Origin of the sequence: Proteus sp. GOKU (genome assembly GCF_015475555.1) — a bacterium.
Taxonomy (GTDB): Bacteria; Pseudomonadota; Gammaproteobacteria; order Enterobacterales; family Enterobacteriaceae; genus Proteus; species Proteus mirabilis_B.
Map to the genome: position 1 here is coordinate 2,474,769 of NZ_CP034105.1, position 12,763 is coordinate 2,487,531.

At 36.5% G+C, this 12,763-nt stretch carries 8 protein-coding genes; 3 read left to right on the plus strand and 5 right to left on the minus strand.

Annotation, left to right across the window (positions count from 1 at the left end):
• Nucleotides 1-564: 564 nt before the first annotated feature.
• A complete protein-coding gene (locus tag EHE21_RS11530) occupies nucleotides 565-1,011 on the minus strand; it encodes a DUF6386 family protein (RefSeq protein ID WP_194950754.1) in 447 nt (148 codons plus the stop codon).
• Nucleotides 1,012-1,369: 358 nt separating this feature from the next.
• On the opposite strand from EHE21_RS11530, the gene EHE21_RS11535 reads away from it, so the two are divergent.
• Complete coding sequence (locus tag EHE21_RS11535) at nucleotides 1,370-2,206, plus strand: hypothetical protein (protein ID WP_194950755.1); 837 nt, start codon at nucleotides 1,370-1,372, stop codon at nucleotides 2,204-2,206.
• 239 nt (nucleotides 2,207-2,445) lie between these two features.
• The gene (locus EHE21_RS11540; RefSeq protein WP_194950756.1) at nucleotides 2,446-3,276 is read left to right on the plus strand and encodes a hypothetical protein; all 831 of its coding nucleotides are present in this window, start codon (nucleotides 2,446-2,448) and stop codon (nucleotides 3,274-3,276) included.
• A gap of 119 nt (nucleotides 3,277-3,395) precedes the next feature.
• On the opposite strand, the gene putP is transcribed toward EHE21_RS11540, so the two are convergent.
• Nucleotides 3,396-4,880, minus strand: a complete 1,485-nt coding sequence (putP, locus tag EHE21_RS11545) for a sodium/proline symporter PutP (protein WP_194950757.1) — start codon at nucleotides 4,878-4,880, stop codon at nucleotides 3,396-3,398.
• Nucleotides 4,881-5,348: 468 nt separating this feature from the next.
• On the opposite strand from putP, the gene putA reads away from it, so the two are divergent.
• Nucleotides 5,349-9,317: a trifunctional transcriptional regulator/proline dehydrogenase/L-glutamate gamma-semialdehyde dehydrogenase gene (gene putA / locus EHE21_RS11550; protein WP_194950758.1), complete on the plus strand. Its 3,969-nt coding sequence runs from the start codon at nucleotides 5,349-5,351 to the stop codon at nucleotides 9,315-9,317.
• Nucleotides 9,318-9,755: 438 nt separating this feature from the next.
• Here the strand turns inward: putA and fliZ are convergent, their stop codons facing one another.
• From fliZ to EHE21_RS11565, 3 genes are all read right to left on the minus strand, one after another.
• Nucleotides 9,756-10,286: a flagella biosynthesis regulatory protein FliZ gene (gene fliZ / locus EHE21_RS11555; RefSeq protein WP_075673009.1), complete on the minus strand. Its 531-nt coding sequence runs from the start codon at nucleotides 10,284-10,286 to the stop codon at nucleotides 9,756-9,758.
• Nucleotides 10,287-10,344: 58 nt separating this feature from the next.
• The gene (locus tag EHE21_RS11560; protein ID WP_036912728.1) at nucleotides 10,345-11,067 is read right to left on the minus strand and encodes an RNA polymerase sigma factor FliA; all 723 of its coding nucleotides are present in this window, start codon (nucleotides 11,065-11,067) and stop codon (nucleotides 10,345-10,347) included.
• 441 nt (nucleotides 11,068-11,508) lie between these two features.
• Nucleotides 11,509-12,627, minus strand: coding sequence for a FliC/FljB family flagellin (locus EHE21_RS11565; RefSeq protein ID WP_194950759.1), 1,119 nt, complete (start codon nucleotides 12,625-12,627; stop codon nucleotides 11,509-11,511).
• Nucleotides 12,628-12,763 lie beyond the last annotated feature (136 nt).

Genomic DNA, 12,763 nt, shown 5'->3' on the forward strand with positions numbered 1-12,763 from the left:
AATAACCTTATTTCATGTTTATTACGTACTAATATTTAAGTATGTATTATTATCGACTTATTTACTCATAAAATGCAACTATCTTCATCATATATAGCGGTTAATACGTATATATCTTTCGATTTTAAGCATATTCTTATAGTCTAAATACGACTATTACGCATTTTTTAACAAAAAAATGTTAATTTTATTAGGGTTAATATCAAAAATAATATTATTTTACTTTAATTTGATATTTGTCATTTTTAATAAAAAAATACCAATCATTCATTAATTATTTTTAAATTTAAAAATAAAATCGTTTCTATTCTTTATTTGATTATCTAATAATTACTTATATCACTATTTTCTTTCAGAGATATTTAAATTAGATTAATCAATTAATATTTAGTTAATTGATTAATCTAATTTATAATCAGCATATTCGTTATATCAAATTTAATACAACCATAGATTGTTTAATTTATTTTTATTAACTTATTAATAAAGTATAATGATGATATTTTTAAATAACGTCATCTTTTCACTCGTTATTATATTTTTATATTACCGTTATATATTTCTTTAATCTAAACGTAAAACATTCTCAAATTTATTTGCTTTCGATTTACTTGGGGTGATAGAAATACAAAGTCTGTTTTCTGCCTTTTTTAATAAAACCTCATAATCTCCTACAGAGAGAAAAATAATTTCTCCGGCACGATACTGTGGATCATCTGGCTCTAAATCACCACCAGTTGTATCCTCCCCTGCGCCAATAAAAATTTCACCTGATGGGCAACTGATATTTATTTTTACATCTGGATCTTCGATGTTGTCGCATAGGTTTATTGTGTAAAAACCATCATTACCTAACCCAATAAATGCAATATTACCTTTGTTCATTTCCTCTAATTCATCGTCTGGTATGCTCCACCAATCGGCTGTATCTGATTTTCTATGTTGGATTGCTTGTAAATCAAAAATTGCCAGAGTTGCTGTATCAGTCATAAAAGAAAACACGTTTGACATCTTAATGCTCCCAAAACAGTTCTAAACGTACCAAAATATCTTTTCTCTTTATATACCGGTTAATCATATAGGATTTTATCTATACTATTTAGCAAACCAATTCCCTATACTAGACCTATATTTTATAAATCAAAATGTAGCTTGAATTCATATACTCTAAATAATTCAAGATGCCGCTAGGCGACAGGTGAATGAGTCTCTAGGAGCATACACAAGTATGCGACTAGTGCGAATGAACGCAGTCAACAACACTGCAACTTGAAGTATGACGAGTATAAAAGTATGTGACTAATGCGAATGAGCCTAGTCAACAACGCTACGACTTGAAGTATGACGAATACATAACATGGACGGTCTTATGAAATCACAACTACTCCTTATCACCTTTTCCCTTTATGCAGTTTCCTCATTTTCAGCAATCGCGGCTTCAACTCAATGCACCGATATTGAAAAACAAACCAATATTGCCAATAACGATATTATATTGCTCAGTTCTTATAACGGTCCGGTTAAATCAGTCACGATGACAAGCACCATCCCCCATGACGGCCGTTTTAAAGCATTTAAAGGTGAAATTCACTTTGATGAGTGTGGAAAGTTATTAAAAGATAGCACATCAATGCAGGAGTACTTTGAAGGTAATGTAGAAACTAATTTAATAAGAACATTACCTAATAACCCTTCTGTTATCCGATATCAATTCCAGAGAAAAAATGCCTACGGCTCACACTCTATCTATATGCAAGAAACCTATCATAAAGATGAGCAGAACCGCTTCAACAAAAAAGTAATTCAATATTACTCAAATGATGGCGCTTTACTGGATACAGTCACCAGCCAATTCGACTATAAAGACGGGCGCATTATTAAAGAAACTAGCAAATCGTCTGATCCTACAACTAAGATTATCACAACAGAGTACAGCTATAATCCTCAAGGAAAACTACAATCTGTAATAGAAGACGGCAAAATAAATGTAGAGTATCAATATGATCCTGAAGGAAAAGTTGTGACTCAATCGAACTATATCAAAGGCATTAATGGAGAAGATAAAGCCTTTATCACTACTTGCCTTGAATGGGACAAATTTGCTAATTGTTCAAAAGAAGAACTTGAGAGTACGATTAAATTTGATGATGAGGTGGTGAATTTTAGTAAGGCTATGCTTCATAACGAGTTTATTTACTACGAATAATATTTATATTATGTTTTTTGTATCAAATTTAAGTTGATAATATAAAAATCAGACTATCAAAAATAGACTGGTTTTTATATTTATTACATATATTCTTATCTATAGTTAGTATCTATAGTTAGATACCCCTCGTGATACTTTCATTAAAAAACAATTTGTGTAAAACTACTTAAATCAATTAATGATGAATATGCTTTATCGCATGTTCTCTTTTAATAAAATTTAAGATGGTTCATTATATGAAATTTCCATTATTTTTTATTTTTTCTTTATGCACACTTTTTATTACATTTCCTGCTTCTGCGATATCAACATCTTGTGAGCAATCACAAAAACAAGTGAATGCATCTAACAATATGTTCATAATGATTGATTTCAATTATGGCCCAATAAAAACAATTATCACCACCAGCAAATTACCTGAAAAAGGCCGACTTAAAGCCTTTAAAGGAGAGGCACAATTTGATGAATGTGGCGTTCTTACTAAATATGATTTTTCTACACAAGAATATATTCATGAACATATTGAGACAAATCTTTTAAGAATGTCTACACCTTATAACATTAAGTATAAATATCAGTTAAAAAACAGACATAGAACACACTCTCTTTATCTAGTTGAATTTTATGGAAAAAACAATCAAAATCAGTTGATAGATAAAACCTCTCATTTTTATGATGATGATGGCTCATTAATTGGCACTGACTTTGCTGAACTAATATACAATAATAAAAAAATTGTAGCAGAAACAATTATTAAATCCACGGCTGAAAATCAAGGCAATTCAATTAAATATTATTATGATGAACAAGGGCGTCTTTTAAAAGCGATGGATCATAGTGACGTTATATTAGAATTTAATTATGATAAAGATGGTCGAATTTTGCGCCAGATGCAAATATTTACCAGTCTATATGATGATATAAGAGAATATGACAACACCTGTCGAGAATGGGATAAATATAATAATTGCTTAATCTGGGATATGGTAAGTGAAGTAAGAAAAGATGATAAATTAATCGACACTAGTACTGCCACTGTCTACCATGAATATGAATATTATGAATAAGTTACCAGTGTTATAAATTTAAAATCACACTCTATTTTTAGTTTATTATGATATTACATAACAAAGGCCACCTTATTAAATTAAAGTGGCCTTTTATTTATCTAATTTTCTATATTTTATTATGTATTCTGATATTGAGTTTCAGCTTCATCAAAGCGTTGTTGGTTTTCTTTGCTTGGCGCTTTGCCCATTAAACTAATAACAACGATAGCGATAGAGGCAAAGATAAAACCAGGAATAATTTCATATAAACCAAACCATTTATATTGCATCCACACTAACACGGTCAAAGCACCAATCAACATTCCGGCAAAAGCACCATTACGGGTCATACGTTTCCACAGAACAGAAATAAGGATCACAGGACCAAAGGCGGCACCAAAACCTGCCCACGCGTTACTGACTAAATCAAGCACCTTATTGTTAGGATCACGCGCTAAGAAGATGGCAATAATCGCAACTAATAACACCATGCCACGCCCTACCCAAACTAGCTCTTTTTGGCTCGCACTTTTGCGAATAAATGGTTTGTATAAATCTTCAGTTAACGCACTTGCACAGACTAATAATTGACAGCTTAGTGTACTCATTACCGCTGCTAAAATTGCAGATAATAGAATACCAGCAATCCACGGATTAAAGAGCAGTGAAGCCAGCTCCATAAAGATACGTTCATTTTTAGCCGTTACCGCACCCGCTTGTGCTGGATTCATTTCAAAGTAAGCAATACCAAAGAATCCAACCGCAACAGTTCCCCCTAAACAGAGGATCATCCACGTCATACCAATACGGCGAGCTTTACGAATAGTTTGGTTAGAATCAGCCGCCATAAAACGTGCAAGGATATGAGGTTGTCCAAAATAACCTAATCCCCATGCCAATAATGAAATAATGGCGATAAAATCAAGCCCTTTAAACATATCCAAATAAGATGGATCTTTCGCTTTAATGATAGCAATAGAAGTATCAATGCCACCTACTGAGAAAATAACAATAATAGGTGTCAAGATCAGAGCAAAAATCATTAACGTTGCCTGAACAGTATCAGTCCAACTTACAGCAAGAAAACCACCTAAAAAAGTATATGCAATCGTTGCAAGTGCACCATAAATCATCGCTTCGTGATAAGGAATATGGAATGTAGATTCAAACAACATTCCACCAGCAACTACACCTGATGCACAATAAATAGTAAAGAAAGTAAGAATAACAAGTGCTGAAATGATACGTAGCATTTTGCTTTTATCATCAAAACGCGATGTCAAATAATCGGGTAACGTTAATGCATTATTGTTTTTCTCAGTTTGCAAACGTAAACGCCCAGCAACTAAACGCCAGTTTAGCCACGCACCTAAACAGAGCCCGATAGCTATCCAACTTTCTGAAATACCGGCGAAAAAAACCACGCCCGGTAATCCCATCAATAACCAGCCGCTCATATCTGAAGCACCCGCTGAAAGCGCAGTAACAACACTGCCCAGTCGCCGACCGCCAAGAATATAATCATCAAAGTTTTTTGTTGAACGATAAGCAAGGTAGCCAATAAAAAGCATACCCAAGATATAGATCGTAAATGTAATTAGCATTGGCGAAGTTAAGGCCATAATTGCAGTTCTCCATAAATCTGTTTCCGATCATCGGTATGCTTTTGACTTGTACAGGAACGTTGCACTTCGTTGCGCATTAATGATCTTTTCAGTTTTTAATTAAAATAATTTCTTACAGCAACAGATAAAGCATTCACATCAATCCTAGAATAGGTTAACTGCATTTAACAAGAAATTAACGTTTAAATGTTTAAATTTTGTTTATGACTTCACACTATTTGTCTTAATTAGAAGACACATTATAAATGTAAACATCAATAAGATAAATATAATTTATTGATTTATATATAAATATATAGAAAAAATAAATTACACTATTTTTAATCACTCACAAAACCTGACTACTTTCACATTATTTATAAATAAATTGTTAACAATGTTGCACAAAGTTGCAACATGAATGATATTAATAAAAATAACGGGTAACTGTACTTGCGAATTAGAAATAGAATATAGGAGCACTGCATGAGTAGCACAACAATGGGTGTTAGACTTGATGAAGAAACCCGCAATAGATTAAAAGAAGCTGCACAGAAATTAGATAGAACATCGCATTGGTTAATTAAGCAGGCTATTTTCGATTATCTAGAACAAATCGAAAATGATCAGGTTAATCTTGGTAACTCAACATTTGCAGAACAAGATATTGATGAAAGCACTGAAATACCAATCGCTCATTATCAGCCATTCTTAGAGTTTGCTGAACATATTCATCCGCAATCTGTTCTACGCTCAGCAATTACTTCTGCATATCGGACACCTGAAACACAAGCTGTACCTATGTTATTGCAACAAGCGACATTACCTGAAAATGAAGCCCAAGCAACGCATAAATTAGCCTATTCCATCGCCGAAAAATTACGTAAACAGAAAAATGGTGTTGGACGCTCAGGGCTAGTTCAAGGTCTATTACAGGAATTCTCACTTTCTTCACAAGAAGGTGTCGCCTTAATGTGTTTAGCAGAAGCTTTATTGCGTATTCCTGATAAAGCCACTCGTGATGCACTTATCCGCGATAAAATCAGTCATGGAAACTGGCGCTCACACTTGGGACAAAGCCAATCTATGTTTGTGAACGCGGCAACATGGGGCTTATTATTCACAGGCAAATTAGTTTCGACCCATAATGAAGAAAAGCTATCTAACTCTTTAAATCGCATTCTCACCAAAAGTGGCGAGCCATTAGTTCGTAAAGGCGTTGATATGGCGATGCGTTTAATGGGCGAGCAATTTGTTACTGGTGAGACTATTTCTCAAGCACTCGCAAATGCACGCAAACTTGAAGAAAAAGGCTTTAGCTACTCTTATGACATGTTAGGAGAAGCCGCATTAACAGAGAAAGATGCACAAGATTATCTAGTCTCTTATCAACAAGCCATCCACGCAATTGGTAAAGCCTCTAACGGCAGAGGTATTTATGAAGGTCCTGGAATATCTATCAAGCTTTCAGCATTACATCCTCGTTATAGCCGTGCTCAATATGAGCGTGTTATGTCCGAGCTTTACCCTCGCCTACTCTCATTAACATTACAAGCAAAGCAATACGATATTGGTATTAATATCGATGCAGAAGAAGCTGATAGACTTGAGATTTCACTCGATCTACTTGAGAAACTCTGTTTTGAACCTGAATTAGCAGGTTGGAATGGTATTGGCTTTGTTATTCAGGCTTACCAAAAGCGTTGTCCATTAGTTATTGATTATGTGATTGATTTGGCACGTCGTAGCCGTCGTCGCTTAATGATCCGTTTAGTAAAAGGTGCCTATTGGGATAGCGAAGTAAAACGCGCTCAAATTGATGGTCTTGAAGATTATCCTGTCTATACTCGCAAAGTGTATACCGATGTCTCTTACCTTGCCTGTGCGAAAAAACTACTCGCATCACCTAATTTTATTTATCCGCAATTTGCTACACATAATGCGCACACACTGTCAGCAATTTATCATTTAGCGGGTCAAAACTATTACCCCGGACAATACGAGTTCCAGTGTTTACACGGTATGGGTGAACCACTTTATGCTCAAGTTGTTGGTAAAATTGCAGACGGGAAACTAGGTCGCCCTTGTCGTATTTATGCGCCCGTAGGAACTCATGAAACATTACTTGCCTATTTAGTGCGTCGCTTACTTGAAAATGGGGCGAATACGTCATTTGTAAACCGAATTGCTGATACCACAATTTCTCTTGATGAATTAGTGGCAGATCCGGTCAAAGAAGTGAATAGAATGGCTCAAGCCGAAGGCCAAGTTGGACTTTCTCATCCTAAAATTCCGCTTCCTCATAAACTGTATGGTGATGAACGTAAAAACTCACCGGGCATTGATATGTCAAACGAACATCGCTTGGCATCACTTTCTAGTGCCTTATTAACATCAGCAACTGAAAATATACATTGCGAACCTTTATTAGGTGATACGTTTAATTCTTCAGAGAAAACACAAGAACCTCAATCTGTGTTAAATCCAGCCAATCATGCTGATATTGTCGGTACAGTAAGAGAAGCAACAGAAGCCGAGGCAGATTTTGCCTTAACCATTGCTCAAGAAAAAGGTGAAATCTGGTTTGCTACACCACCAGCGCAAAGAGCTTCATTTTTGATCCGTGCTGCGGAGTTAATGGAACAACAAATGGGCCCTCTTATGGGAATACTCGTGCGCGAAGCAGGTAAAACTTACAGTAATGCGATTGCTGAAGTCCGCGAAGCCATTGATTTTCTCTACTATTATGCAGCTCAAGTCGCTCAAGACTTTGATAATAATACACATCGACCTTTAGGGCCTGTGGTTTGTATCAGCCCTTGGAACTTCCCATTAGCTATCTTCAGCGGACAAATTGCGGCAGCTTTAGCAGCAGGTAATACCGTTCTAGCAAAACCCGCAGAGCAGACACCTTTAATTGCATCGAAAGCCGTTGCGCTTTTCCATCAAGCAGGTGTTCCTTCTTTTGCACTACAACTGCTACCGGGGCAAGGTGAAACCATTGGTGCACGCTTAGTGGCTGATGAGCGTGTTCGAGGTGTGATGTTTACAGGTTCTACGGAGGTTGCTCATATTTTACAAAAGACCTTAGCGGGTCGATTAGACAGCGAAGGTCGCCCAGTGCCTTTAGTGGCAGAAACGGGGGGCTTAAATGCCATGATTGTTGATTCATCTGCATTAACAGAGCAAGTGGTAACTGATGTAATGGCATCCGCTTATGATAGTGCTGGTCAACGTTGTTCTGCTTTACGTCTGTTATGTATTCAAGAAGAAGTGGCTGAGAGTACTATCGAGATGCTTAAAGGTGCGATGGCTCAAGCAACAATGGGTGATCCAAGTTTACTATCTACAGATATTGGTCCTGTTATCGATAAAGAAGCAAAATCAGGCATAGAGAAACATATTCAATCTATGCGTACAACTGGCTTCGAGATTTATCAAGCATCACACAATAGTTTGTCAAAACACGCTGAAAGTAACAGTACCTTTGTTCCGCCGACTTTAATTGAATTAGATAAAGTCAGTTCATTGAAGAAAGAAATCTTTGGCCCTGTGTTGCATGTTGTACGTTATGCAAGCCAAGATTTACCTGCATTATTAGAAGAGATTAATGCAACCGGATACGGGTTAACAATGGGCGTTCATACACGTATTGATGAAACCATTGCTTATGTTGCCTCAAATGCCAAAGTCGGAAATTTATACGTTAACCGTAATATGGTTGGCGCAGTTGTGGGTGTTCAGCCTTTTGGTGGTGAAGGATTATCGGGTACGGGTCCGAAAGCAGGCGGCCCTGTTTATCTATATCGCTTATTATCTAAACGCCCTGAAAATGCCGCAACGCAAACATTAGCACGCCAAGATGAAACACTTCCTCTTGATACTTCTATGCGTAATACGTTATTACAGACTTATCATAAGTATATGGAATGGCTATCAAACAAAGCGGATAAACCACACTATGAAGCTTTAGAGAAATATGCCCTTGCATCACAAGCAGGAACACTGCGTGTATTACCGGGCCCTACTGGCGAACGCAATACTTATCAATTAGTCCCTTGTGGTAATGTGTTGTGTATTTCAGATAACGAGCAAGATGCATTGACTCAAATTGCCGCTGTTCTCGCTTCTGGTTGTCATGCTGTTGTGGTTAATAGCCCATTCTCACAAAAAACATATCGTGAATTACCTGATAGTGTCAGAAAAGCCATTACATTGACTGAAAACTGGAATGATGAGTCACTGAAAATAAATGCGGTGATTTACCATGGTGATGGTGACCAATTACGTGAAACTTGCCAGAAAATTGCTCAACGCAAAGGAGCTATAATTTCTGTTCAAGGATTCTCTCGTGGTGAAACAGGTATATTGTTAGAACGTTTACTACATGAAAGAGCATTAAGCATTAATACAGCGGCAGCTGGAGGTAATGCAAGCTTAATGACGATTAGTTAATTTCCCCTTCTCTTTCTCTCCTTGTCTTTGAGACCACCTTTAAAGTCTGTTTTCTTAAAGGTGGTTTTTTATTTTGCTACCCTATTATTTCTAAAGAGATAGTTAAAAGTGTTATTTTTTTAATGCTGTGACTATTCTCACCCTTTTTATATTTATTATTCGCGACGAATTAGTTTAGTAAATATACTTACGTCCAAGTCAACCTAGAAGTTGATTTAATTATATCTTTATGAATACCTGAAACTTGCGCCCCACTGTGGGCGCTTTTTTTTATCTATTGATGCAATTTACTCAGTACAACATTGCTTTTCATCGTTGATAGATAAATTTAGAAATAAAAAAGAAATTGAGTAAGAAAAAATAGGAAGGATTTAGAATTAATAGAAAAGAAAAAGGAGCAGGCTAGGCTACTCCTTTTAAGGTCTCTCTTGAGCGCAATTAGTGACTGCTACTCATTGATGGGGGCTCTTGGCACCAATCAAGATATTGCTCGTACTTACGTAGTGCAATATTGTAGTTACTAAATGCAGAGGGAGTGAGCTTTTTACTCAAGTCTGACTGAATTTTCTCTGTCGTAAACTCTTGACGAGGAAAATTAGTTGAAGTCAGTAATTCATCGAGCCGACGTAAACGAACCACATACTCACGAACAGTACTGTGGCTCATCTCCGTTTGTTCAAACAAATACTGCTTAAAAGACATAATGTCAAAGTAGTCAGTTTCACTATTACAGTAAATCTCACTACAAAAACGGCATAGCGCAGAGAACTTCTCTTGTAACGTTTCCCACGTTTCATCATCAATTAAATCCGTCATTTCAGAAATGGCTTCTTTATTGATAACTTGGCGATTGAATACGAGAGAGATCCGATCAAGCGCCTTGTGGCAATGTAGACAATGAGTCTGGCTGTGTTTATAGTCTTTAATGTAACGGCTTAGCGGCCGTTTCTTTTGTGTTGAAACAGACATAAGAGATAAAGCCCTGTGTTGTAGTCTTAATAAACAAAAACAAAAATAAGCAAAACTTCTATTTCTCTGGGTTTAAGCGTGCTCGCAGCCTTTTTATGGCTTGGCTGTGTAGCTGGCTCACGCGGGATTCCCCGACATTAAGCACTGCGCCTATTTCTTTCAAATTAAGTTCTTCCTGATAATACAGTGTAAGAACCATTTTTTCCCTTTCGGGAAGCAATTCTATCGCGTCTATGACTCTTTGGCGAATATCACTTTCTAATAACATCTGTAATGGATTGTCATCATGATCTTCGTCTTGAGACGGTTCACAGCTTTCACCGTAAATTTCATGCCATTCGTCATAAGAGAACAATTGGCTGTTATTCGTATCCAATAGGATCTGCCGGTATTCTGCTAACTCAATCTGCAAATGATCAGCAACTTCCTGTTCTAATGGTGGTCGTCCTAGATCCTGCTCTAATTGATGAATAGAATGCGTTACTTCTCTTGCATTGCGACGCACGCTACGTGGCGCCCAATCTCGACTGCGCAGCTCATCTAGCATAGAGCCACGGATACGTTGAACAGCATAAGTGGTAAAGGCAGCGCCTTGCATTGAGTCATAACGCTCAACGGCATTTAGCAGCCCAATTCCACCTGCTTGCAAAAGATCATCCAATTCAACACTCGCAGGTAACTTGACCTGTAATCGTAATGCTTCATGGCGAACCAACGGGACATATCGCTCCCAGAGGCTATTTTTGTCCATCACGCCTTCGGCGGTATACAAATCACTCACAACAAAAGACACCTTTGGATAAAAGACCGGAAACCATTATCTGGCGAAATAGATTTAGCAATCGGCTGAACAGTGAAGCAAAAGCGCCTCTTTTTCACCTATGCCAAATTTTCAGCAAAAGTTGGGTTTTCATTGATAAATTAATTTGTCATTGCATTACGAGAACTACTTTACCTTAAAACACTCGGTCTTAATCCTTAGAAAAACCGTTAATTAAATTGATATTTTATCTCATTAAAAGAAATCAACGCATTGAATATGCATTCTGTTCATAAAAAAATAACATATAAATCATAGTATTTTATTTTGTAAGATTTTAGCGTCTAATTGGCGAGTTAAAATACTCATAAATGATTAATTAAAAAAACGATTGTTTTGATGAAAAAACACCCACTACAAAAATTGCAGTGGGTGTCAATTGAGGATTATTTAAAGAGAAGATTAACGTAATAGAGAAAGAACAGATTGTGGAACTTGGTTTGCTTGAGCCAATACTGAAGTACCTGCTTGTTGCAGAATTTGTCCACGGCTCATATTTGATACTTCTGTTGCATAATCCGCATCTAAAATACGGCTACGGGAAGCCGATAAATTATTCACAGTGTTATTTAAATTATTAATAGTAGATTCAAAACGGTTTTGTACCGCACCTAATTTAGAACGCGCTTCATCAACTTTATTAATTGCACTATCTAATGTTGCAAGTGCATCATCATTTACAGTGAGTGTTTTTACATCAACACCCGCATTGGCAGTAAATTCGTTAGTAGCTACTGCCGATGTTGCCTTGATCTTCACTTCATCATTTGAAGCACCTGTTAACTCGAGGTCAGATGCTGAAACTAAATAGTCTTTAGAATTAGCATCATCATGATAGATATATTTTCCTTTGACTTCTTTACCATCTTCTTTATAGGTAGATAAAGTGTCACTACCTGACATTTTAGTTGCGCCTGTTAAAATTGAACCAAGATCACCTGTTGGCACAGCAGTCCCTACTTCAGTCACACCTTTTTTAGTCGTTGTTTCGGTATATAACTTATCGTTTCCCACCCCTAAAGTGTCATTATCAATTTTATCCAATTTAAATTTAATCGTTTCTTTATCATTGGTACCGACTTGGATTGTCATTTCGGTATCGCCATTCAACACTTTCACACCATTAAATTGTGTTTGTTCCGAAATACGATCAATTTCCGCAAAACGTTCAGTGACTTCATTTTGAATAGAACTAATATCAGAATTTGAATTAGTACCGTTTTTAGCTTGAACAGTCAGTTCACGGATACGTTGTAAGTTGTTATTAATTTCATTTAATGCCCCTTCAGTGGTTTGAGCAACTGAAATACCATCATTTGAATTACGAGAGGCTTGAGTTAAGCCGTTAATGTTTGAAGTAAAACGGTTAGCTATCGCTTGACCTGCGGCATCATCTTTTGCGCTATTGATACGTAGACCAGAAGACAAACGCTCAATCGCTGAGCCTAAAACACCTTGTGATTTATTTAAATTATTTTGAGTCACTAAAGACAGGTAATTGGTATTAATAACTTGTGCCATACGATATTCCTTCGACTTGATTTTAAAAATTTTTTTCATGAATAGGTTTGTTATTACGCCACGGTAATAACGTTGCCTAAACACTATCGTCATCAATTTCGAGGGTTTTACGGTTTTTGGCGTCGCGAAAATAGCA

What these genes read in the sequence shown, in the direction of transcription:
- EHE21_RS11540 (WP_194950756.1), top strand. Translation starts at nt 2,446, where the DNA reads ATGAAATTTCCATTATTTTTTATTTTTTCTTTATGCACACTTTTTATT.
- EHE21_RS11565 (WP_194950759.1), bottom strand. Translation starts at nt 12,627, where the DNA reads ATGGCACAAGTTATTAATACCAATTACCTGTCTTTAGTGACTCAAAAT.
- EHE21_RS11535 (WP_194950755.1), top strand. Translation starts at nt 1,370, where the DNA reads ATGAAATCACAACTACTCCTTATCACCTTTTCCCTTTATGCAGTTTCC.
- putA (WP_194950758.1), top strand. Translation starts at nt 5,349, where the DNA reads ATGAGTAGCACAACAATGGGTGTTAGACTTGATGAAGAAACCCGCAAT.
- EHE21_RS11530 (WP_194950754.1), bottom strand. Translation starts at nt 1,011, where the DNA reads ATGTCAAACGTGTTTTCTTTTATGACTGATACAGCAACTCTGGCAATT.
- putP (WP_194950757.1), bottom strand. Translation starts at nt 4,880, where the DNA reads ATGGCCTTAACTTCGCCAATGCTAATTACATTTACGATCTATATCTTG.
- fliZ (WP_075673009.1), bottom strand. Translation starts at nt 10,286, where the DNA reads ATGTCTGTTTCAACACAAAAGAAACGGCCGCTAAGCCGTTACATTAAA.